The sequence below is a fragment of the Micromonospora sp. NPDC002717 genome, assembly GCF_040295705.1.
Lineage (GTDB): Bacteria > Actinomycetota > Actinomycetes > Mycobacteriales > Micromonosporaceae > Micromonospora.
Map to the genome: position 1 here is coordinate 163553 of NZ_JBEOVW010000003.1, position 21790 is coordinate 185342.

General features: G+C 73.9%; 19 protein-coding genes. 8 read left to right on the forward strand and 11 right to left on the reverse strand.

The window, feature by feature from the left end; all coding sequences use genetic code 11:
- Positions 1–136: 136 nt before the first annotated feature.
- Both ABT006_RS07205 and ABT006_RS07210 read right to left on the reverse strand, forming a co-directional pair.
- Positions 137–3172, reverse strand: a complete 3036-nt coding sequence (locus ABT006_RS07205) for a UPF0182 family membrane protein (RefSeq protein WP_350703820.1) — start codon at positions 3170–3172, stop codon at positions 137–139.
- 220 nt (positions 3173–3392) lie between these two features.
- Positions 3393–4406, reverse strand: coding sequence for a YlbL family protein (locus ABT006_RS07210; RefSeq protein ID WP_350703822.1), 1014 nt, complete (start codon positions 4404–4406; stop codon positions 3393–3395).
- A gap of 113 nt (positions 4407–4519) precedes the next feature.
- Here ABT006_RS07210 and ABT006_RS07215 point away from each other — a divergent pair, with 113 nt between their 5' ends.
- On the forward strand, positions 4520–5818 hold the full coding sequence (locus tag ABT006_RS07215; RefSeq protein ID WP_350703824.1) for a zinc-dependent metalloprotease: 1299 nt from the start codon (positions 4520–4522) through the stop codon (positions 5816–5818).
- A gap of 209 nt (positions 5819–6027) precedes the next feature.
- Here ABT006_RS07215 and ABT006_RS07220 read toward each other — a convergent pair whose 3' ends face one another.
- Both ABT006_RS07220 and ABT006_RS07225 read right to left on the reverse strand, forming a co-directional pair.
- Positions 6028–6642, reverse strand: coding sequence for a hypothetical protein (locus tag ABT006_RS07220; protein ID WP_350703826.1), 615 nt, complete (start codon positions 6640–6642; stop codon positions 6028–6030).
- A gap of 113 nt (positions 6643–6755) precedes the next feature.
- On the reverse strand, positions 6756–7286 hold the full coding sequence (locus ABT006_RS07225) for a M48 metallopeptidase family protein (RefSeq protein ID WP_350703827.1): 531 nt from the start codon (positions 7284–7286) through the stop codon (positions 6756–6758).
- Between the two features lie 513 nt (positions 7287–7799).
- Between ABT006_RS07225 and ABT006_RS07230 the strand changes: the two genes are divergently transcribed.
- The 3 genes from ABT006_RS07230 to ABT006_RS07240 all read left to right on the forward strand — a co-directional run bounded on the left by ABT006_RS07230 (position 7800) and on the right by ABT006_RS07240 (position 10819).
- Positions 7800–7967, forward strand: a complete 168-nt coding sequence (locus ABT006_RS07230) for a DUF5679 domain-containing protein (RefSeq protein WP_012014940.1) — start codon at positions 7800–7802, stop codon at positions 7965–7967.
- A 285-nt stretch (positions 7968–8252) separates the two neighbouring features.
- Complete coding sequence (locus tag ABT006_RS07235; protein ID WP_350703829.1) at positions 8253–9302, forward strand: ubiquitin-activating E1 family protein; 1050 nt, start codon at positions 8253–8255, stop codon at positions 9300–9302.
- Between the two features lie 170 nt (positions 9303–9472).
- Entirely contained in the window at positions 9473–10819 is a 1347-nt protein-coding gene (locus ABT006_RS07240; protein ID WP_350703831.1) for an ABC1 kinase family protein, read from the forward strand.
- A 350-nt stretch (positions 10820–11169) separates the two neighbouring features.
- Here ABT006_RS07240 and ABT006_RS07245 read toward each other — a convergent pair whose 3' ends face one another.
- From ABT006_RS07245 to ABT006_RS07255, 3 genes are all read right to left on the reverse strand, one after another.
- On the reverse strand, positions 11170–11535 hold the full coding sequence (locus ABT006_RS07245; RefSeq protein WP_350682265.1) for a WhiB family transcriptional regulator: 366 nt from the start codon (positions 11533–11535) through the stop codon (positions 11170–11172).
- 132 nt (positions 11536–11667) lie between these two features.
- Positions 11668–11925, reverse strand: a complete 258-nt coding sequence (locus tag ABT006_RS07250) for a hypothetical protein (protein ID WP_350703833.1) — start codon at positions 11923–11925, stop codon at positions 11668–11670.
- Between the two features lie 126 nt (positions 11926–12051).
- Positions 12052–14211: an ATP-dependent DNA helicase UvrD2 gene (locus tag ABT006_RS07255; RefSeq protein ID WP_350703835.1), complete on the reverse strand. Its 2160-nt coding sequence runs from the start codon at positions 14209–14211 to the stop codon at positions 12052–12054.
- Positions 14212–14303: 92 nt separating this feature from the next.
- Here ABT006_RS07255 and ABT006_RS07260 point away from each other — a divergent pair, with 92 nt between their 5' ends.
- A complete protein-coding gene (locus ABT006_RS07260) occupies positions 14304–14546 on the forward strand; it encodes a mycoredoxin (RefSeq protein ID WP_350703837.1) in 243 nt (80 codons plus the stop codon).
- Positions 14547–14651: 105 nt separating this feature from the next.
- Here the strand turns inward: ABT006_RS07260 and ABT006_RS07265 are convergent, their stop codons facing one another.
- A complete protein-coding gene (locus tag ABT006_RS07265) occupies positions 14652–15965 on the reverse strand; it encodes an MFS transporter (RefSeq protein ID WP_350703839.1) in 1314 nt (437 codons plus the stop codon).
- Positions 15966–16190: 225 nt separating this feature from the next.
- On the opposite strand from ABT006_RS07265, the gene ABT006_RS07270 reads away from it, so the two are divergent.
- From ABT006_RS07270 to ABT006_RS07280, 3 genes are all read left to right on the forward strand, one after another.
- On the forward strand, positions 16191–17171 hold the full coding sequence (locus tag ABT006_RS07270; RefSeq protein ID WP_350703840.1) for a helix-turn-helix domain-containing protein: 981 nt from the start codon (positions 16191–16193) through the stop codon (positions 17169–17171).
- A gap of 72 nt (positions 17172–17243) precedes the next feature.
- Positions 17244–17480 (forward strand): DUF397 domain-containing protein, encoded by a 237-nt coding sequence (locus ABT006_RS07275; protein ID WP_350703842.1) that lies wholly within the window; start codon positions 17244–17246, stop codon positions 17478–17480.
- Positions 17481–17694: 214 nt separating this feature from the next.
- Positions 17695–17967 carry a hypothetical protein gene (locus ABT006_RS07280; protein WP_350704157.1) on the forward strand — a complete coding sequence of 91 codons (273 nt, stop codon included), beginning with the start codon at positions 17695–17697 and terminating at the stop codon, positions 17965–17967.
- A 164-nt stretch (positions 17968–18131) separates the two neighbouring features.
- Here the strand turns inward: ABT006_RS07280 and nudC are convergent, their stop codons facing one another.
- Genes nudC through ABT006_RS07295 form a run of 3 tightly spaced genes read right to left on the reverse strand, consistent with a single transcriptional unit; the run spans position 18132 to position 21776 of the window.
- Positions 18132–19070 carry an NAD(+) diphosphatase gene (gene nudC / locus ABT006_RS07285; protein WP_350703844.1) on the reverse strand — a complete coding sequence of 313 codons (939 nt, stop codon included), beginning with the start codon at positions 19068–19070 and terminating at the stop codon, positions 18132–18134.
- Positions 19067–20410, reverse strand: coding sequence for a M16 family metallopeptidase (locus ABT006_RS07290; RefSeq protein WP_350703846.1), 1344 nt, complete (start codon positions 20408–20410; stop codon positions 19067–19069). The genes nudC and ABT006_RS07290 overlap by 4 nt, the downstream gene beginning before the upstream one ends.
- A 55-nt stretch (positions 20411–20465) precedes the next feature.
- A complete protein-coding gene (locus tag ABT006_RS07295; RefSeq protein ID WP_350703848.1) occupies positions 20466–21776 on the reverse strand; it encodes a M16 family metallopeptidase in 1311 nt (436 codons plus the stop codon).
- Positions 21777–21790: the final 14 nt, after the last annotated feature.

Consider the following 21790-nt stretch of genomic DNA (forward strand, 5'->3'; position numbering starts at 1 on the left):
CGCCTCTTGCAGGGAAGACGGCGTCAGGAGGGGGCGGGTTGCGGGGGTCCGGCCGCCGGTCGGGAAAGCGACAGCGCCCCCGGCGCCGGGGACCGGATCGGTCCGCGGGCCGGGGGCGCTGCGGCGGATTGCCTGGTCAGCCGCTCGGCGTCGGTGTCGGTGCGGCGCTGCCGCTGGCCGCCGGGGACGCCGGCGGGCTGCCGCTGGGCGTGGCACCGGGCGTCGGGGCGGTCGCCGCCCGCTGGGCCTGCTGGAAGGCGGTGAGCGCCTCGTCCAGCGCCTTCAGCGCGCGCCCGTACCGCTCGAAGTCGCCGGACGCCTGCGCGGCCCGGACCTCCGTGATGGCGGTCTGGACCCGGTTGGCCGCCTCGGCCAACTCACCGGTCAGCGCGGGCGGCGTGCCGCCCGGCGGGGTGCCGCCCGGCGGCGTGCCGCCGGGCGGTGGCGGCGCGCCCGGGGTGGCGGCCTGCTTGCCCTGCTCGACGAGCTGCTTGATGCCGTCGGCGACGCTGTTGGCCAGCACCACGTAGGAGCCGCCGTCGCCGTAGGACATCAGCACCCGCTGCAACAGCGGCGGCGCGTTCTGCGCGGCGGTCTTCACGTAGACCGGCTCGACGTAGAGCATGCCGTCGCCGAACGGCAGGGAGAGCAGGTTGCCGTACTGCACCTGCGCCTGCGCGGACTGGAGCAGGTTGAGCTGCTGCCGGATGTTGCCGTTCTGGGTCATCGACTGGTGCACCTGTACCGGCCCGGAGACCCGGGTCTGGTCGGGCAGGTCGAGCACCTCGAGCTTCGGCTGCCCGTCCACGTACGACCCGGAGATCAGCGCGGCGAGGTTCTCCCGGCCGTTCGGGGTGACCGCCGAGGTGAGCTGGAAGCGTGGCGACTCCTGGCCGGGGAACTGCGTGAACAGGTAGTACGGCGGCTGCTTCTGGCCGGTGTCGGGGGCGTCCGGCACGTTCGGCACCTGCCAGAAGTCCTGCGCCGAGTAGAAGTCGCCGGGGTCGGTCACGTGGAACCGGGTCAGCAGGTTGCGCTGCACCTTGAACAGGTCGGACGGGTAGCGGAAGTGCTCGGCCAGTTCCACCGGGGTCTCCGACTTCGGCACCACCAGGTCGCCGCCGAACGCCTTGTTCCACGCCTTGAGCACCGGGTCGGTCTCGTCGAACTCGTAGAGCCGGACGGTGCCGTCGTACGCGTCGACGGTGGCCTTGACCGAGTTGCGGATGTAGTTGACGTTCTCCCGGGCGAGCTGGAACGTGCCCCGCCCCGTCAGCTCGTCGGCCGTCTGCTCCTGGAGGTTGATCCGCTCGGCGTACGGGTAGGTCGCCGCCGTGGTGTAGCCGTCGATGATCCACTGGATCCGGCCGTCCACCACCGCCGGGTACGGGTCGCCGTCCAGGGTCAGGAACGGGGCGACCTTCTCCACCCGGTCGCGCGGGTTGCGCACGTAGAGCAGCTTCGAGTTGTCGTTGACCGCGTCGGAGAGCAGGAAGTTCGACTCCTGCTCCTTGATCGCGTAGAGCAGCCGGCGGGTGAACGAGCCGATCTCGACGCCGCCCTCACCGGTGTAGGTGTAGGACTCGCCGCCCTCGCCGACGGGGCGGTCGAACTCCGCCTTCCGCTCCGGGTCGGTCTGGCCGACGATCGCGTAGTCGCCCTCGTCCATCCGCTCGCCGTAGTAGATCCGGGGCTGCTTCGCCGGGATCTGCTCGGTCTGCGCGGCACACTGCTCGTTCGTCTGCGCCTGGCCCTGTTGCTGCTTCTGCTGTTCCTGGGGGTCGCCGAGGAAGCCGGAGACGAAGAACGGCTGGCCGCCGCAGACCACCCGGCTGCCCGGCGCCGCCACGAGGCCGTAGCCGTGGGTGTAGACGGTGTGCCGGTTGATCCAGGTGTTCTGCTGGGGGGTGAGCTGCCGGTAGTTGACCTCGCGGAGGCCGACCACGTAGTCCTGCACCTTGCCGTTGACCGCGTACCGGTCGACGTCCAGCTTCTCGCCGAAGTCGTAGAACTGCCGGACCTGCTGGCGCTGGGTGTAGGTCTCCGAGACCAGTTGCGGGTCGAGCAGCCGGATGTTCGGCACCACGGAGGTGTCCGTGGCCAGGCTCGCCGGCGGGGTCAGGTTGTTCGCCGCGTACGGCGTGGTGGTCACCGACTCCAGCCCGAACGCCGCCCGGGTGGCCTTGATGCTGCGATCGATGTAGGGCGCCTCCTTCTCCTTGGCGCTCGGCTTGACCTCGAAGGTCTGCACCGCCCAGGGGTAGATGCCGCCGATGGCGACCGCGGAGACGCCGAGCAGGGCGAGCGAGATGCCGGGCCAGACCAGGTTCCGCATCCACGCGTTGGAGAAGACGATGATCGCGATGGCCACCACGATGGAGATGTACGCGAGGATCTCCTTGGCCGGCAGCAGCGCGTTGACGTCGGCGTAGCCGGCGCCGTAGACGTTGGCGCCGTCGTTGTACTCCAGCAGCATCGCCCGCCGGTCCAGCACGTACGCGATGGCCTTGAGCAGGACGAAGACCGCGACCAGCGTGCTCAGGTGGGCCCGGGCGGCGTTGGTCATCCGGTCGCCGACGCCCTGGAGCCGGACGCCGCCGAAGATGTAGTGCACGGCCAGCGCGCCGACCACGGACAGCACCACCGCGGTGAAGCCGACCCCGAGCAGGTAGCGCCAGAACGGCAACTGGAAGACGTAGAAGCCGATGTCCACCCCGAACTCCGGGTCCTCGACGCCGAAGTCCCCGCCGTTGCGGAAGAGCAGCCACTGGTTCCACCGGCTCTGCGCCGACAGCCCGGCGAAGAGGCCGACCACGCCGGCGACCAGCGCGATCCACAGGCCGAGCCGGGGGCTCAGCAGCATCCGGTAGCGCTCGAGGGTGGCCTGCTCCGGCGAGTGTGGCCGCATCCGGGGGCGCAGCCGGTGGGCCAGCCAGAGGTTCCCGCCGACGATCACGGCCATGCCGAGGCCGACGGCGAGGAAGAGCAGCAACCGGGTCGCCAGCACGCCGGTGAAGACCTGCGTGTAGCGGACCTCGTCGAACCACAGCCAGTCCGTCCACGCCTGGACACCCCAGCCGAGCAGGGTGAAGAGCACGAACACCCCGACCAGCACACCGATCGTGACGCGTCCGCGTCGGCTCATCCTCGGCAGGGGGCTGCTGCTACGCATGACCACTGTTGGCTCCGCACGCTCGATGTGATCGGCTCCGACCAGGCACCCAGAGTACGGGGTGTTCCTGAACGTGTCGGTCCAAGGTCACGTGGCGACCACGCGGAGCCGCCCCGCGCCGGCCGACGGCGCTCGTCGCGGCGACCGGGTGCGCACCCGATCGGCGCGCGCTCCCTGACGCGACGGGGTCGGCGGCGGCGGAACCGGCCGCGTGCGGCGGTCAGCAGCGGGTCGGCTGTCCGCCGGCGCGCAGCGTCTCCAGGGCGGTCAGCGCCTCGTCCAGCGAGCCGACCCGCAGCAGCGGCAGCCCGGGCTGCGGGTTGCGGACGGCCTCGGCGCAGTTGTCCGCCGGCACCAGGAACGCCACCGCGCCGGCCTCCTTCGCGCCCACCAGCTTCTGCGCGATGCCGCCGATGGGACCGACCCGCCCGGCGTCGTCGATGGTGCCGGTGCCGGCGATGATCTTCCCGCCGGTCAGGTCCTCCGGGGTCAGCTTGTCCACGATGCCGAGGGCGAACATCAGGCCGGCGCTCGGCCCGCCGATGTCCTCCAGGTCGATGTTGAGGGTGAACGGGTGCGGCTGCTGCTGCTCGATCTCGATGCCGATGCGGGGCCGGCCGTCCTGCTCCCGACTGGTCACCTTCGCCGTGGCGGCGGCGCCGCCCCGGGTGTAGCCGATCTCCAGCGCGGTCCCGGCGGGCTTGGCCCGGACCAGCTCGGTGAGCCGGGCGGCAAGCGGCACCGGCTGCCCGTCCACCGAGGTCACCACGTCGCCGGGCTTGAGCACGCCGGCGGCCGGGCCGTCGGCGGCCACGGTCTTGACCACCACCTGGACCGGGTACCCCAGCTCGCTCAGCGCCGCGGTCTCCGCGCTGGTCTGCGAGACCTTGAAGTCCTCGGCGTTGCGCTCGTCGACCTCCTCGCGGCTCTCCCCGGGCGGGTAGACCAGCTCGCGCGGCACGACCGCCTCGTCGTCGGAGAACCAGCCCTGGATCGCCGAGCGCAGCTTGACCGTGGGCTGCACCCCGACCGTGGTCAACCGGAGCTGCCCGGCGGACGTGGAGGTCTCCCGGCCGCTGATCTGGATGACCTCCTTGCCGTTCTCCTTGCCCAGCGTGTTCACGGTCGGCCCGGGGCCGAGCACCACGTACGGGATGGGCGCGCCGAGCACGCCGATGCTGAGCAGGGTGGTGAGCAGAGCACCGAGCAGGACGGTCACGCCACGACGTCTCATGCGGCAGAGCGTACCGACCGGGGTGGGACGCCCCGGCGGGCGAACCACGACTTCGCCCTCAGCGGAACGCCAGCGGCGGCGACCTGGGGCGCGGCGCGCGTACCGTAGACGTCGTGCCTGATATTCCGTTCGGTTTCGCGCTCCCGGGTGGGCAACCACCAGACCCCAACGATCCCGCGCAGATGCAGCAGTTCATGTCGCAGTTGCAGCACCTGCTCTCCGCGTCGGGCAGCGGGCCGGTCAACTGGGACCTGGCCCGGCAGGTGGCCGCCAGCCAGCTCGCCGCCGCCGGTGACCCGGCGGTCTCGCCCTACGAGCGCAACGCGGTGGAGGAGGCGCTGCGGCTCGCCGACCTCTGGCTGGAGCCGGCGTCCGCCCTGCCCTCGGGCATCCAGACCTCGGTGGCCTGGAACCGCAACGAGTGGATCTTCAAGACCCTCGACGTCTGGCGCAAGCTCTGCGACCCGGTGGCCAGCCGGATGGTCGGCGCGATGGGCGACCTGGTGCCGCCGGAGGCGCGCGCCCAGCTCGGCCCGATGCAGTCCATGGTCGCCACCCTCGGCGGCGCGCTCTTCGGCGGCCAGCTCGGCCAGGCGCTCGGCTCGCTCGCCGCGGAGGTGCTCTCCGCCGGCGACATCGGGCTGCCGCTCGGCCCGGCCGGCACGGCCGCGCTGATCCCCGCCAACATCCGGGCGTACGGCGAGGGCCTGGAGCTGCCGGAGGACGAGGTCCGCCTCTACGTGGCCCTGCGCGAGGCCGCCCACCAGCGGCTCTTCCAGCACGTGCCGTGGCTGCGCGGGCACGTGCTCAGCGCCGTGGAGATGTACGCCGCGGGCATCCGGGTCAACCGGGAGGCGATCGAGGAGGCGATGGGGCGGGTCGACCCGACCGACCCGGAGTCGATGCAGGCGATCGCGCTGGAGGGCATCTTCACCCCGGAGGACAGCCCGGCGCAGAAGGCGTCCCTGGCCCGGCTGGAGACCGCCCTGGCCCTGGTGGAGGGCTGGGTCTGCCACGTGGTGGACAGCGCGGCCGGCGGCCGGCTGCCCAGCGTGGTCAGCCTGGGCGAGGCGTTCCGGCGGCGCCGGGCGGCCGGTGGCCCGGCCGAGCAGACCTTCGCGGCCCTCGTCGGCCTGGAACTGCGCCCGCGCCGGCTGCGCGAGGCGGCGGCGCTCTGGGCGGCACTCACCGAGCACCGGGGCATCGCCGGCCGGGACGCCCTCTGGGGCCACCCCGACCTGCTCCCCTCGGACGCCGACTTCGCCGACCCGGTGGCCTTCGCGATGGCCCAGTTCGACCTCAGCGAGCTGGAGAGCTTCGACTTCAGCGCGCCTGGTGGCCCGGAGGAGAAGGCCCCGGGCGAGCCGGAGCAGCGCCCGGACGACACCGAGGGCGGCGACGCCCGCCCCTGACCCCGTAACCACCGACGGGTGCCGCCCGACCCGCCCGGGTCGGGCGGCACCGCACGGTCAGCGCCGCCCGCGCGGTGCCGTGGCCCCTCGTCGCGGTGCGGCCGTGGCCCCTCGTCGCGGTGGCCAAGGTGCGTCCGGTCGGCGCCCCTCGCGCGGTCCGGTCCCGGCCTCTCGCCACGGTGCGGTCGCGCGTGGCTCCTGCGGTGCCGTCAGCGGGGCCGACCGCTGCCGGAGAGCAGCGCGCGGGTGGTCTCCCAGCCCTCCACGGCCGGGTCGAGGAAGGCCAGGTCGGCCGGTCCGCGCAGGCGACGCCACGCCGGGGTGACCGCCAGGTCGCCGGGGCGCGGCGCCGCCGCACGCACGGCCGCGGGCCGCGCGGTGTCCAGGTCCAGCGGCGGCAGCCACGTCGGCACGGGCAGCCGCGCGGCCACGCCGAGCAGCCCCGGTCCGTCGCCCTCGACCGGCGCGACCGCCACCGGTCGGGTGGTGAGCGGGCGGAGCAGCTTGCCGATGGTCAGGCCCGGCACGTCGGGGGCGTCCCCGGCGACCACCGCCACCTGGTCGTACCCGGTGCCGGCGAGGGCGGCGAAGACGGCGTTCGGGGTCGGCTCGGGCACCTCGTGGACGGCCGTGTCCGGCCAGACCACCGCGTCGGCCAGCCAGCGATCCTCCGGCGTGACGGCGACCGCCGTCTCGACCTCGTTGAGCGTGGCGAACAGGTCGACCACGTCCTCGGCGAGCGCGGCCCGCCAGTCCACCGGGTCGATGCCGGGCGGCGACCAGGTCACCGGTCCGAGCAACGCCACCACCACACGTCGGGCCACCCCGCGACACTAGCCCGTCGCCCGGTGACGAGCGACGGCGCGGGAGCCGGCCGACGGGGCACCGACGGCGCGGGCGGAGCAGGTCGGCCCGGCGACGGCGCGGGCGTCGGGTGTCAGTCGGCCAGCGGGGCGCCGGCGACCGCGGCGACGCCCTCCAGATAGCCGCGCGCCCGCTCGGTCTTCGGGTAGCGCGCGACGAGCGCCCAGAACCGGGCGTTGTGGCTGGGCACGATGAGGTGCGCGAGCTCGTGCAGGAGCACGTAGTCGATCACCCAGTCCGGCATGTCCTGGACCCGGTGCGAGATGCGGATCGTGCCGTCGGCGGGGGTGCAGGACCCCCAGCGGCCGTTCTGGTTGGTCACCCAGCGGACGCTCGTCGGCACCGCCTGCGCGCCGTGCTCGGCCAGATAGAGCCTGATCAGTCGGGTGGCCCGGGCGAGCAGTTCGGCGTCGGACCGGGCGAGTCGCCCCTCCCGGGCGGCCAGCCGGGCGAGCATCCGGTCGACCCACTCGCTCTCCTCGGCCCGGGAGAACTGGTCCGGAATGAGGACGACGACCCGCTCACCGTCGCGGTACGCGGACACCGTCCGTCGCCGGCGCTGGCTGCGCCGCACTTCGACGACCGGCTTGCGCGCCCCTGCCATCAGCAGACCGCGCAGCCTCGGATTCCTGCCACGAAGGAAAGCTAATGCGTACTGACCAGGGGTCCGCAAGAGTCAACACGACGACACGCGCCCGGAAAATGATGATTGGTCGGCAGAGTCCCGAAAAAACTTTGAACGGGTGGCCGGGAATCGCCGTCGTCACCCTTCGTGGCGACCGATGACGGGCGGGCGCCGACGCACCACAACCGTAGGTGATCACCCGGCCGGGCGCAGCTCGGGGCCCCCGCACGGGGGCTTTCGACCGGGTTCGGTCGGCGTGTCCCCGCCAAACTGACTTATCAGACGTAATTCGCCATGCACACTCTCGACGTCGACTTGCTCACAGTGGCGAAGCACAGCTGACATGGAACCGCCCAGACCTGGGTAGGGTCCGCGCACCAGCGGTCACGACGGTGGCTGCGGGAGAACGACCCAGCGCCGGCGCCCGCGTGGCCCGCCGCCGGGCAACCCGCCGGGACGGCATCGGCCGGCGGACGAGACGAGGAGGGCACCGTGGCCGACCAGGCCCAGACCTACAACGGTTACTGCGTCAAGTGCAAGGAGAAGCGGGACTTCGAGGGACGCGTCGAGGTCTCGAAGACCGGGATGAACATGGCCAAGGGCAAGTGTCCGGTGTGCGGCACAACAGTGAACCGCATCCTGGGCAAGGCGAAGGTCTGACCCGTACGGGAGCTTCGGAGGGGGTGGCCGCCGGCCACCCCCTCCGGCGTCCCCGCGCCCGGTCCGGGTCGCGGGCCACCACCCGAACGGCCCGGCCCGAGCTCTGCCCGGCGCCGGTCGCGCGCCACCACGCTCCCCCCACCCGTCGCTACTGTCGGCTCGCCGACATGGTTACCGGCCGGTTGTGGATATCGCGGAATGTCCTGTGGACAGCGCTGGACAGGGACCCGCGCACCTGTGGACAACGATCGACGGACAGCACGGACGCGGTCACGATTCGTTGTCATGCGTCGAGCCCCGCTCCCCCGCCCCACGCTGCTGCCCGGCCTCACCCGCCTCTGGCGGGACCGGCACACCCTCCAGCTCGGCGTCGAGCCGGGCCGCGCCGTCCTGCTGGAGATCGCCGATCCCCGGGCGGCCCGGCTGCTCGACCTGCTCGACGGCACCCGCAGCGAGCGGCTGGTGCTGGAGCAGGCCGTCACCGCCGAGGTGGCGCCCGACGCGGCCCGCACCCTGCTCGACGCGCTGCGGGCCGCGGGCCTGGTCGTACCCGCGCACACGCTGCTGCCGAGGGACCTGGCCGGGCCGTCCCGGGCCCGGCTCGCCGCCGAGGCCGGGGCGCTGGCGCTGGTCGCCGCCCGGCTGCCCGGCACGCCCGCCCAGGTGCTACGCCGCCGGCTGGCGGCCCGGGTCGTGGTCAGCGGGGCCGGCCGCCTCGGCGCCCCGATCGCGCTCGCCCTGGCCCAGGCCGGGGTCGGGCACGTGCACCCGGACCTGACCGGCCCGGTCCGCCCGGCGGACCTGGTCGGCACCGGGATCCCGGCCGCCGCGATCGGCCGCCCGCTGGCCCCGGCGGTACGCGCCGCCGTCGAGCACGCCGCCCCGGGCACCGGCACGGGTCCGCTCCGGCCCGGTCGGGCCGACCTGGTCATCCTGCTCGGCGCGGACCGCCCGGCCGCCCTGCTCGCCGCCGCGCACGCCCGGCGCCGCCAGCCGCACCTGCTGGTCGCCCTCCGGGAGGGCGTGCCCGTGGTCGGCCCGCTCGTCCGCCCGCCCGCCGGCCCCTGCCTGAACTGCCTCGACCTGCACCGGACGGACCTCGACCCGGACTGGCCGGCGCTGGCCGCCCAGCTCGCCGGCGGCGCGGAGCAGGCGTGCGCCACCGCGACGCTCCTCGCGGCCGCGGCGTACGCGGCGGCGGAGGCACTCGCCCAGCTCGACGGGAGCGCCCCGGAGACGCTCGGCTGCGCGGTGGAGATCGCCGGGCCCGGCCGGTTCCGCCGCCGGGTGTGGCCCCCGCACCCCTCCTGCGTCTGCGCGCGGGGACGCCGGTGACCGCCGCCGGTGGCCCGCCCCGGCGGACGCCGGTGGCCCGCGCGGGGACGCGGCGACGGCCGTCCCGCGGGCCCCCGGGCCCGGTCGGCGGGCCCCCGAAGGGCGGGGTCCATCCACCCAGCCCGGCGGCAGAGCAGCCGCAGGCCCCCCGCGTCGGTAACAATGACCGGGTGACCGACATCCCGCGCCGGGCCGTGTCCCGGACCGCCAAGCTCGCCGCTCTGCCGCTCGGCTTCGCCGGTCGGACCGTTCTGGGCATGGGTAAGCGCGTCACCGGGCTCGCCTCCGACGTGATCTCCGCCGAGATCCAGCAGCGCACCGCCGAGCAGCTGTTCAGCGTGCTGGGGCAGCTCAAGGGCGGTGCCATGAAGTTCGGCCAGGCGCTGTCGGTCTTCGAGGCCGCCCTGCCCGAGGAGATCGCCGCCCCCTACCGGCAGGCGCTGACCAAGCTCCAGGAGGCCGCGCCGCCGCTGCCGGCGGCCAGCGTGCACAAGGTGCTCACCGAGCAGCTCGGCCCGGACTGGCGGGACCGGTTCGTGGAGTTCGACGACGCGCCGGCCGCCGCGGCCAGCATCGGCCAGGTGCACCGGGCGGTGTGGCGGGAGCCGGGCTACGGCCCGTCGGGTGCGCCGCACAGCCGCGAGGTCGCCGTGAAGATCCAGTACCCGGGCGCGGGCGACGCCCTGCTCGCCGACCTCAAGCAGCTCTCCCGGCTGGGCGGGATGTTCCGGGCGATCCAGCCCGGGCTGGACGTCAAGCCGCTCCTGGTCGAGCTGCGGGAACGGATCACCGAGGAACTCGACTACGAGCTGGAGGCCGAGTCGCAGCGCGCCTTCGCCGCCGCGTACGCCGACGACCCGGAGATCTACGTCCCGGCGGTGGTCTCCGCGTCGCCCCGGGTCCTGGTCACCGAGTGGGTCGAGGGCACCCCGCTGGCGGACATCATCCGCGAGGGCACCGAGGAGCAGCGCGACGAGGCCGGCCGGTTGATGGCCATCCTGCACCTGTCCGCGCCGCAGCGGGCCGGGCTGCTGCACGCCGACCCGCACCCGGGCAACTTCCGGCTGCTGGCGGACGGGCGGCTCGGCGTGATCGACTTCGGCGCGGTCGCCCGGATGCCGGAGGGCACTCCCGAGCCGATCGGCCGGATCGCCGCGTTGGCCCTGCGGGGCGACGCCGACGAGGTGGTGGCGGGCCTGCGGTCCGAGGGCTTCATCGCCTCGACCGAGGAGATCGACGCCCAGGCGGTGCTCGACTTCCTCCGCCCGATGCTGGAGCCCATCGCGGCCGAGGAGTTCCGGTTCAGCCGGGCCTGGCTGCGCGCCGAGGCGACCCGGCTGGCCAGCCCCCGCTCCCCCGCGTACCAACTGAGCCGGCAGCTCAACCTGCCGCCGTCGTACCTGCTCATCCACCGGGTGACGCTCGGGTCGATCGGCGTGCTCTGCCAGTTGGAGGCGAAGGCGCCCTACCGGGGCATCCTGGAGCGCTGGCTGCCGGGCTTCGCCCCGGTCCCCTGACCGGTCGCCGCGACGCGACAACGCCCGACACGCGCCGGGGGACGACGCACGGAACGCGCCGAGGGGCGGTGGCCGAACCGGCCACCGCCCCTCGGGCATCAGTGTGGATCTAGAGAACGCCCAGGTCGCGCGCCGATCGGTTACGGCTGCTCATGGCGACGGTACGGGCGGAACGGGTTGCCTCAGTGCTCGTGGTGGTACGACCGGCCTGAGGCCGGCGCATTCGAGCCCGGGACAACGCTTCGTGAAGTAGTTGCATTTCGGCGACTCCGTTAAGAACGTTCAGCATGGTGGTCAGCTCTCTCGTCGCCGGTGCGAGACCGGCGTGGGTGGGACGGATCGGGTTCATGTCAGGCTGCCAGCCGGACCGCGTTGCGCGACTCGGACAGCCCACTGGCCGCCAGCCGCGCCTCGGCCTCGACCCGGAGCGCCGCGTCGCGGGCGAGGTCCTCCTTGCGCGGGCGACCACGGGGCCGCTTGCGCGGGACGACCGCGCCACGCTCGAAGATCTCGCCGCCCCAGACGCCCCAGGGCTCGGCCCGCTCCACCGCGCCGGCCAGGCACTCGACGCGCAGCGGGCAGTCCCCGCAGAGCGACTTGGCCAGCTCGAGCTCGGCGGGCGAGTCGGAGAACCACAGGTCGGGGTCGAACTTCCGGCAGGGCAGGTTCGCCTCCACCTCGACGCTCACGTCGAGCGGGGCCAACGCCAGACTCATCGCCCGGTCACCTCTCTCTCGTTTTCGATCTCGTGGATCGCACTTCCGACGTACTTGACGGGCAAAAAAACTGAGGCCGCGGATCCCGGTAGCGGGTTCCGCGGCCTCGAGGTGAGCCGGTGGTCTGATGGATCAGACTGGTCTACCTCGAGGTGGAACTCCGCGAACGTCCATGCGCTTGTTGGCGACATCGACGCCCTTGCCCGTGAAGCCACTGGTCCCCTGGATTCCGGTCGGCGCGGGAGCGAGGATCAGCTCGGCCTGAGCCTCGACCTGGTGCACCTGCGGAACCGACGGTCGCGTGGCGGCGTGGGCCACCCGGACAGCCGACAGCGGAACGACGGCAGCGGGCAGCGCCGCCGGACGCTCGTTGATGTAGAAGATCTCCATTGGTGCCACCTCCCTGACGTTCTCTCGTGCCGACACGGTCTCGACCCCTCGTGAGCAGCCCGAATGGCGCCGCTCGCGAGGTGTGCCATGAGGCTATTCCTCGCCCGGGGGCGAGGGCAAACGAATTTACGACGAGATTTCGAAGTTTTTCTCCGGGCAGACGTCGTCGACCGCCGCGCCCGCCACCAGCGCCAGCACCGCCTCCCCGTAGAGGCCGAGCTTGCGCGGCCCGATTCCGGCGATCGCGATCAGTTCCTCCGCCCGGGCGGGACGCCGCTCGGCCAGCGCGACCAGCGTGGCGTCGGTGAAGACCACATAGGCCGGAACCCGCTGCCCGCCGGCCACCCGCTGGCGCCACTCGCGCAGCCGTTCGTGCAGCTCGTCGTCGATGTCGGAGGGGCAGGTGGGGCAGCGGCCGAGCTTGCGGTCCGGCCCGGCGAGCAGGGTGGCGCCGCAGATCCGGCAGGACACGATCTGGGTCCGTCGCCGCTCCGGCCGCCGCCCCGGGCCGGCGCCGGCCCGCTCCGTGCCGCCCGAGCGGTCCAGCTGCGGCAGGAACCGCGACGGCCGCCGGGCCCGCCCACCCGGCGAACGGGCCGAGGCGTACGACAGCCACAGCCACTCCCGCGCCCGGGTGATGCCGACGTAGAGCAGCCGGCGTTCCTCCTCGACCTGCTCGACGGTCTTGGCGTACGTGGTGGGCAGGGTGCCCTCGGAGAGGCCGACCAGGAAGACCGCGTCCCACTCCAGCCCCTTCGCCGAGTGCAGCGACGCCAGGGTCACCCCGTCGACGGTCGGCACGTGCTGGGCGGCGGCCCGCCGGGCCAGCTCGTCGTTGAAGTCGGCCAGGGTGACCGGGCGCTCGACGGAGGCGGCCGGCCCGATCGGCAGCACCTCCGGGGTGGCCGCGTACTCCTCGGCGAGCTGGACCAGCGCGGCGAGCGCCTCCCACCGCTCGCGGGCGGCGCCACCGGCCGGGGCGGCGTCGGGGGCCCAGCCGACCGCCGCGAGCGCCTCGACCACGGCGGCCGGCAGCGGGGTCTCCCCCGGGATCGCGCGGGTGGCGGCCCGCAGCGCGACCATCGCCTGCCGGACCTCGGCCCGCTCGAAGAACCGCTCCGCCCCCTGCACCACGTACGGCACCCGCGCCTCGGTCAGCGCCTTCTCGTACGCCTCGGACTGCGCGTTGGTCCGGAACAGCACGGCGATCTCCTTCGCCGGGGTGCCGGCGTCGACCAGCGCGCGGCAGCGGGCGGCGACCGCGTTGGCCTCGGCCGGCTCGTCGGTGAAGATCCGCAGCTCCGGTTCGGGGCCGGGCGGGCGCTGGCCGACCAGCTCCAGCCGCAGCCGCGCCTCGGCGCCCCGCGCCTGCGAGATCACCGCGTTGGCCAGCCCGACGACCTGCGGGGTGGAGCGGTAGTCGCGGACCAGCCGGACCACCGTCGCCCCGCGGTACCGGCGCGGGAAGTCGACCAGGTAGGACGACGTGGCCCCGGTGAACGAGTAGATCGTCTGGCTGGCGTCGCCGACCACGGTCAGGTCGTCCCGGCCGCCCAGCCACGCCTCCAGCAGCCGCTGCTGGAGCGGGTTGACGTCCTGGTACTCGTCGACCACGAAGTGCCGGTACTGGGCGCGGACCTGCTCGGCGACGTCCCGGTGCTCCTCGATCCCCCAGACCGCGGCACGCAGCATGTCCTCGAAGTCGATCACGCCGTTGGACCGCTTGAGGCGCTCGTACGCGGCGAAGACGTCGGCGACCTTCGCCGGCTCGTGCGGGGTGTCCCGCAGCGCCTTCGCCGCCGCGACGACGTACTCACCCGGCTCCACCAGCGACGACTTGGCCCACTCGATCTCACCGGCCAGGTCCCGGGCCGCCGCCCGGTCGGCGCGCAGGCCGGCCTTGGCCGCGGCGAGGGTGACCAGCCGGACCTTGCTGTCCAGCAGCTCGGGCATGGCCCGCCCCTCCAGCAGCCGGGGCGCGAAGTAGCGCACCTGACGCAGCGCCGCCGCGTGGAAGGTCCGCGCCTGCACCCCCGGCACGCCGAGCACGGCGAGCCGGCTCCGCATCTCGGCGGCGGCCCGGGCGGTGAAGGTCACCGCCAGCACGTGCCGGGCCGAGATCTCCCCGGACAGCGCCCGGTGGGCGATCCGGGAGGTGACGGCCCGGGTCTTGCCGGTGCCGGCGCCGGCCAGGATGCAGACGGGGCCGGCGGGGGCGGTCACCGCCGACCGCTGCTCCGGATCCAGACCGGCGAGCACGCGTTCGGACGCTGAGTGAACCACCACAGCGAGGAATTGTCTCAGCTCCGCCGGGCGTTGCAGCGGTTAGCCTGGGCTTGATCGGCAAGCCGCCGGGCGGACCGTTGGAGGATCTGACCATGCTGACGCTGTATTCCACCCCCTGGTGCGGCTACTGCCACCGGCTGAAGTCGCAGCTCGACCGGGAGGGCATCGGGTACGAGGTGGTCGACATCGAGCAGGACCCGAAGGCCGCGGAGTTCGTGATGAGCGTCAACGGCGGCAACCAGACCGTCCCGACGCTGCGCTTCGCCGACGGCAGCGCCCTGACCAACCCCTCGATCACGCAGGTCAAGCAGCACCTGGCCGGCCTGTCCGCCTGACCTGGCGCACCACCCGCCGACGAGCGGCCGGCCCGGACGGGCCGGCCGCTCGTCGCGTCCGGCGGCCCGGGCGGCCGGACGCGGGGGCGACCCCGCCGGGAGCCGTCACCGCCCCCGCCGCGGGCGGCCCGTGCCGACGACCTCCTGCCCTGCGGGGGCGAGCCGGTCGGCCGGGGCGAGCCCGTCGGCGGGACCGGGCCGGTCGGCCGGGCGTCGCGGGGCGGGGATCCGGGCCACCGGCGGGGGGCTGAGGGTGCGGCCGTGCCAGAGGTAGCCGCCGGCGAGCAGGGTGGCCAGGCCGATCAGGGCGAAGAGCAGGCGGTAGTCCAGCGCCCCGACGAGCAGCGCCCCGGCGCCGATGGAGAACGCCTGCGGGCCGCTCACCACGGCCTCCGAGGCCGCCGCGACCCGGCCGAGCAACCCGGGCGGGGTGCGTCGCTGGATGAGCGTGTGCAGGCCGACCATGGTCAGCGGCAACGACACCCCGGCCAGCAGCACCGCGACGAAGCCGAGCCAGAGGTTCGGGTACGTCAGCGCCAGCGAGGCCGGCCCGAAGAACGCCACCCCGGCGGCGAGCGTGCCCACCTCGCCCGCCCGGCGCACCACCGCCGGGGAGAGCAGCCCCCCGACCAGCCCGCCGACCCCCTGCACGGTGACCAGCACGCCGACGAACGCGGCGTCCCGGCCGAGACCCCGGTCGACGTACGCGAAGATCAACGACTCGCTGAAACCCATCGCCAGCGAGCCCAGCCCGTAGCCGAACAGCGCCCGACGCAGCGCCGGCTCCCGGGCCAGGTGTCGCAGCCCGGCGCCCACCTCCGCGAGCCAGCGCGACCCGGGCCCGGCGGGCGGTGACTCCGTCGTCCGCAGCGCCCCGACCACGGCTGCGGCGGACAGGAACCCGACCACCCCGATCGCGGCCAGCATCCACCCGCCGACGGCGGCGTAGAGGCCGGCGCCGGCCAGCGGGCCGATCAGCCGCAGCCCCTGGCGTACGGTCTGGAGCACGCCGTTGGCCTCGGCCAGCAGGTCCAGCGGCACGAGCTGCCGGATCAGGCCGCTGAGCGCGGCGCTGAGCGTGATGTACGACAGGCCGTACAGGGCCGCCACCGCGTAGATGATCCACACGTCGGCCCGGTCGTGGACGGCTAACAGCGGGGTGAGCAGCACCGCCGTCACCAGGTTCGCCGCCACGAAGAACGGGCGGCGCGGGTAGCGGTCGACGAACCATCCGACCAGCGGGGCCAGTGTCATCGGCGCGATGACCGCGAAGATGGTGGCTCCGGCCAGCCCGTCCGACCCGGTCAGGTCCTTCACCCAGATGGCGAGGGCGAGCAGCAGGATCGACTCGGCGGCCATGCTGGCGAGCAGGCCGCCGAAGAGCAGGCGGAAATCCGGGCGGCGCAGGACGGTGCGCATGGGTCCCTCCGGCGGGGTGGTGCGCGTCTCGACGCGGTCGGGAGTCGCACGGCCGGGTCGGGACGGCGTCGGACCGGCCGCCACGCCCTTCCACGGTCCTCTTTTCTGCGAGACACGCCCCCGCCGGGACCTCCGGCGGGGGTTGCGCCGTCCATACTGACCGTGGGGGGCGAACTTCATACAGTTACCGTCGCGTCTGTGGCGGTCCACGGAAAAGAGGACGTCGTGCCTCCTGCCTCACCCAGCCCGATCCTGCGCCGTCGCAGGTTGGGCACCGAACTGCGCCGGTTGCGCGAGGCCAGCGGTCTCACCGGGGACCAGGTCATCGAGCGGATCGGCTGGGCCTCCGCGTCCAAGTTGTCCCGCCTGGAGAACGGCCGCAGCCGTCCGGATCCCGACGACGTCCGCGTCCTGCTCGACCTCTACGGCGCCGAGCGGGCGCTGCGCGAGGAACTCCTCGGCATCACCCAGGAGGCCGGCGACATCCGCGGTTGGCTGAAGAACTACCCGGTGATGACCCAGCAGCAGCGCAGCTTCGCCGAGCTGGAGGCGGGCTGCGCGGAGATCTCCGAGTACAACCCGGTCCTGGTCCCGGGCCTGCTCCAGACGCCGGGCTACGCGTCGGTGCGGATCGCCTCGGCCCGCCAGGTCGACGAGGAGGCGGGCGACCCGGAGGCCGGGGAGGACATCGACACCGAGGTGCAAGCCCGGCTGGCCCGCCAGTCGCTGCTGACCCGCACGCCCGACGCACCCCGCTACACGGCGGTGCTGGAGGAGGCGGCGCTCGGCGTCCGGACCGCGCCGCCCGAGGTGCTGCGCGAGCAGTTGGGGCAGCTCTGCGAGCTGGCGATGCTGCCGAACATCACGCTGCACGTGCTGCCCCGCGACACCCGGATCGCCAACTGGTACCTCCCGCCGACGGCGTTCTCCGTATACCGCTTCGCGGACCCCCTCGATCCGGAGACGCTGGCCATCGAAGGGGGGTTCACCGACGTCATGTCGACCGAGGTAAACGCGCTAAATCGCTATAAAGTGGTGTTCGAGTGGTTATGCACGGCGGCGCTCTCCGCATCGGACACCCTCTCCTGGCTGATCGAGGCGACGGGACGGCTGCCCGGCACGGCGACCGCGTCCACGGTGGCGTACGGGTCGGCAACGGCGCCGACCCAACGCCGCCGGCACTCCGGGCGCCTGACGGAACGGTGATCACGGGGGGCCACCGTCGGGTCGTGCGACGCCACTCGTTCCATCGGTGCAGTTCACCTCAGGAGTGAGACCATGAACCAGATCCGCAACACGCCGTCCGTCCGCGCGCGGCTCGCCGACGCCCCGTGGCGCAAGAGCACGCGCAGCCAGACCTCGAACTGCGTCGAGGTCGCGCCACTGGGGACGGGGCCGGCCGCGGTGGCCCTGCGGGACAGCAAGGACCAGGGCGGCCCGGTGCTGCTGTTCAACCGGGCGGGCTGGCTGGGCTTCATCGCCGGCGCCAAGAACGGACAGTTCGATCTGAACTGATCCGCCGACCGTCGCGGGGCCGCCGGCACGATGCCGGCGGCCCCGCCGCGTTTCCGGCCCGCGTCCGCGTTGACCAGGCATCCGCTGATCGGACGAGGCTCCGCACCGATCGTCGTGTTTCACTTGCTGAGACCCTCGGGCGGCGTAGCATGGCGACAGAGTGACGTGGAACTTCCACCCGTTCCCCACCGTCGCGGTTCATCCGGAGACCCACATGCGTTTCCTGATCGTTCGCACCGACATCCGCGCCGCCGCCGACGTGGACATCGTCGCCGCCTGGGCGTGCGGCGGCCGCCTGCGGGACGAGACCACCACGCCCGAACCACGCCGACAGATCGTGCACGCCGAGGACCGGGACGCCGCGCTGCTGCTGGCCCGGGCCCTGTCCACGGTGGGCGCGGTCCGCTCCGGAAAACAGCGGGTCAAGGTGCTCCCGCTCGACGAGCCGGCCCTCGGCTGGCGAACACGAAGCGACCGGGGCAGCTGACCCCTCCGAGACGTCCGTCGTGGCCGACCGGCTCCCCCGCCGCGTTCCTTGCCCAGCCGACCACGACGGCCCGTGTTCCCGGCCCGTGACCGTCGCGGCAACGGCGGCCACGGGCCGGGACCGCACGTTCGCGCGGTCACCGGCCCGGCCCCGCAGGTGCCGGTTCAGCAGTGGCCGTCGAGCCAGCGGTGGATCAGGAACAGTGCGATGGACGACCGCGGCGGCAGGACCAGCCGGGCGCCGCCCACATCCACCGGCCGCCCCGCCAGGGCCGCCCCGATCTCGGTGCGGGTGAACCACCGGGCGTAGGCGATCTCCGCCGGGTCGAGCCGCACCGGGTGCTCCGGGTCGGCCGTGGCGAGGAAGCCCAGCATCAGCGAGCCGGGGAACGGCCACGCCTGGCTGCCCGCGTACGCGATGTCCTCGACCGGGACACCGACCTCCTCGCGGACCTCGCGCAGCACGGCGGCCTCGGCCGACTCCCCCGGCTCGACGTAGCCCGCCAGGCAGGAGAAGCGGCGCTCGCCGGGGGTCTGCGGCCAGGTGGCGTTGTTGCCGAGCAGGCACCGCCCGCCCGGCCCCGGCACGCCGTCGTGCACCAGCACGATCATCGCCGGGTCGGTACGCGGCCAGATCCGCTCCCCGGCCCGGTCGACGCGGGACCAGCCGGCCTCGTCCACCTCCGTCGGATGCCCCGTGGCCGACGAGTAACGGTGCCGCAGGTGCCAGTTGACCAGCGCCAGCGCGGTGGTGAACAGCCCGGCGTCCCGGTCGACCAGCAGGTGACCGACCTCGCGCAGGTGCGCCGGCCGGGCGCCGGGCACCGCCGGCAGCGGGGCGTCCACGGCGAAGACCGGCACGCCGTCGGGCTCGACGCCGAGGAACATCGGGGACGCCGCCGGCGGCAGGTCGGCCGAATCCAGCAGCACCAACGCCGGCGGCGACGTGTCGGTGCGCACGAGCGCCCGGCCCTCGTCGCCGGAGTCGAGCACCAGCACCCGCGCCCCGGCCCACGCCTGCGCCAGCCACCCCGGATCCGTGCGCCGGTGCGCCGCCCGGTCCAGGGTGGAGCGGGCCAGCGGCGGCGTGGGCTCCCCGCTCACGGCCGCGCCGGCTCGGTGACGACCGGGGTGAGCGCGGCGAGCTGGGGTGCGATCCGCTCGGCGTCGCCGAGCACCACGGTCACCGCACGGGCCGGGGCGAGGTAGCGGGCCGCCACCTCGGCCACGTCGGCCACGGTGGCCTTCGCCAGCCGGGCGGCGTGCTCGGCCAGGAACTCCAGCCGCAGCCCGTTGCCGGCGTACGCGCTGGTCAGCGAGGCCAGCCCGGCCTGGGTGGACATGCCGAGCTGGAGGGTGCCGAGCGCGTACTGGCGGGCCTGTTCCAGCTCGTCCTCCCGGGGCGGGAGGCTGGCCAGCCGGCCCAGCTCGTACGTCGTCTCCAGCAGCGCCGGCCCGGTGACCTCGGTGGCCACCTCGGCGGCGGCGACCAGCACCGACCCGGCCACCGAGTGCTCGACGAGCGAGTGGGGGCCGTAGGTGTAGCCCTTGTCCTCGCGGATGTTCTCCACCCAGCGGGAGGAGAAGTAGCCGCCGAAGACCAGGTTGGCCAGTTGCAACGCGGCGTGGTCGGGATGGGTGCGGGGCACCGCCGGCAGCGCGATGCGCAGCGAGGACTGCACCGACCCCGGCCGGTCGACCAGCAGCAGCGGCCCGGGCTCCAGCGGCGGGGCGGGCGGCAGGTCGGCGGTGTGCCCGGCGCCGTTCCACCCCGACAGGGCCTTCTCGGCGGCGTCCAGCGCCCGCTCCGGCTGCACGTCGCCGACCAGCACCAGCACCGCGTCGGCGGGGTGCACCCGCTGGGCGTGCAGGGTGCGCAACACCCCCGGCCGGACCGCGCGGACCGCCTCCGGGTCCGGCGTCTGCACCGCGTACGGGTGCGTGCCGTAGACCCGCTTGAGCAGGGCAGTGCGGGCCAGGTGCGAGGGCTGGCTCTGCGCGACCTGGATCCGGTCGACCAGCCGGTCCCGCTCGGTCGCCACGTCCTCGTTCGGGTAGGTCGCGCCGGTGAGCACGTCGGCGAGGATCTCCAGCATCCGGTCCAGCCCGGTGACCAGGCCGGCGCCGGAGAGCATCAGCCGGTCCGGGTCGATCCCGGCGGACAGCCCGCCGCCGACCTTCTGCAGCTCGGCGGCGATCTGCACGCTGGACATGCCCTCGGTGCCGGAGAGCAGGGTCTGGGCGAGCATCGCGCCCCGGGCGAGGTGGCTGCGACCGAAGGGCATCCAGAGCCGCAGCTCGACCAGGGGCACCGCCGGCCGGCGTACGGCGATCACGGTCAGCCCGTTGCCCAGCGTGCGCTCGGCCTGCTTCGGCAGCTTGAGCCTGCGGTTCGGGCCGAGCGGCGGCAGCTCCCGCGGCCCGGCCTGTGCGGTTGCCGTCATCGGCCTTCCTCCGTTCGCGACTGCGGGGCTCGCAGACCCGGCTCACTCCTCGCGCTCATCGGGCGCCTCCGGCGATGACCTCGATGGACGCGCGGCGCTCGGGCCGCAGGGTGGCCGCGGCGGCCCGGACCTGCTCGTCGGTGACCTCGCCCACGAGCCGGGGCAGGTCGTTGAGCAGCCCCGGCTCGCCGCGCTGCTGCTCCAGCACGGCCATCCGCAGCGCCCGGCCGAGCACCGCGTCGGTGTCGCGCAGCAGGTGGGTCGCCATCCGGGCCTGGGTGCGGGCCAGCTCGCCCTCCGTCAGACCGTCGGTGGCCAGCCGGTCCAGCTCCTCGTCGATGGTGCGCAGCACCTTGTCCACGTCCCCGCCGGGCGGCAGGTGCGCCTGGAGCAGCAGCGCCGTCGGGTCCCGCACGTCGAACGGGTCGCCCATGAAGCCGAGGTAACCGCCGAGGCTGGTCACCGCCCGGTCCCGCTGCACCAGCCGCTCCACCAGCCGGGAGGCGTCGCCGTCGGTGAGCACCTCGGCCAGCACGACGTACGGCAGGTAGCCGGCGAAGTCGGTGACCGGGTCGGGCACCCGCCAGGCGCCGGCCACCGCCGGCAGCGGGGCCAGCCTGTCGGTGTACGAGGTGCGCCGCTCCGCAGTCAGGTCGGGCTCGGCGAAGTCGGGCCGCTCCGGCGCGGGCCGGGCCGGCACGTCGCCGAAGTGCCGCTCGACCAGCGCGGTCGCCTCGGCGACGTCGATGTCGCCGCTGACGGCCAGCACCGCGTTGCCGCTGGCGTAGTAGCGGCGGAAGAAGTCGGCGGCGTCGGCGACGGTGGCCGATTCCAGGTCGACGAAGGAGCCGTAGCCGTCGTGCGCGTTCGGGAACGTGTCGAACATGACCGGCGGCAGGGTCAGCCAGGGGAAGCCCCCGTACGGCCGGTTGAGCACGTTGACCCGGATCTCCTCCTTGACCACGTCGACCTGGTTGCGCAGGTTCTCCTCGGTCAGCCGCGGGCCACGCATCCGGTCGGCCTCCAGGAACAGCGCCCGCTCCAAGGCGTTGCTCGGCAGCGTCTCGAAGTAGTCGGTGTAGTCGAGGTGGGTCGAGCCGTTGAAGGTGCCGCCCGCCCCCTGCACGTGCCGGAAGTGGGCCAGCTTCTCCAGGTTCTCCGAGCCCTGGAACATCAGGTGCTCGAAGAGGTGGGCGAAGCCGGTGCGCCCCTCCGGTTCCGAGCGGATGCCGACGTCGTAGACCACCGCCACCCCGATCACCGGGGCGCTGCGGTCGGGGGTCAGGACCACCCGCAGGCCGTTGTCGAGGGTGAACCGCTCGACCGGGTACTTCGTCGCTGGAATTCTCGATCTCCGCGCCGCCACGGGATCGACCCTAG

Bases quoted from the DNA above. Each gene is read 5' to 3' on its own strand.
- ABT006_RS07290 (WP_350703846.1), bottom strand. From the start codon at position 20,410: ATGACGGCAACCGCACAGGCCGGGCCGCGGGAGCTGCCGCCGCTCGGC.
- ABT006_RS07280 (WP_350704157.1), top strand. From the start codon at position 17,695: ATGCGTTTCCTGATCGTTCGCACCGACATCCGCGCCGCCGCCGACGTG.
- ABT006_RS07245 (WP_350682265.1), bottom strand. From the start codon at position 11,535: ATGAGTCTGGCGTTGGCCCCGCTCGACGTGAGCGTCGAGGTGGAGGCG.
- ABT006_RS07210 (WP_350703822.1), bottom strand. From the start codon at position 4,406: ATGAGACGTCGTGGCGTGACCGTCCTGCTCGGTGCTCTGCTCACCACC.
- ABT006_RS07225 (WP_350703827.1), bottom strand. From the start codon at position 7,286: ATGGCAGGGGCGCGCAAGCCGGTCGTCGAAGTGCGGCGCAGCCAGCGC.
- ABT006_RS07275 (WP_350703842.1), top strand. From the start codon at position 17,244: ATGAACCAGATCCGCAACACGCCGTCCGTCCGCGCGCGGCTCGCCGAC.
- ABT006_RS07250 (WP_350703833.1), bottom strand. From the start codon at position 11,925: ATGGAGATCTTCTACATCAACGAGCGTCCGGCGGCGCTGCCCGCTGCC.
- ABT006_RS07235 (WP_350703829.1), top strand. From the start codon at position 8,253: ATGCGTCGAGCCCCGCTCCCCCGCCCCACGCTGCTGCCCGGCCTCACC.
- ABT006_RS07205 (WP_350703820.1), bottom strand. From the start codon at position 3,172: ATGCGTAGCAGCAGCCCCCTGCCGAGGATGAGCCGACGCGGACGCGTC.
- ABT006_RS07260 (WP_350703837.1), top strand. From the start codon at position 14,304: ATGCTGACGCTGTATTCCACCCCCTGGTGCGGCTACTGCCACCGGCTG.
- ABT006_RS07265 (WP_350703839.1), bottom strand. From the start codon at position 15,965: ATGCGCACCGTCCTGCGCCGCCCGGATTTCCGCCTGCTCTTCGGCGGC.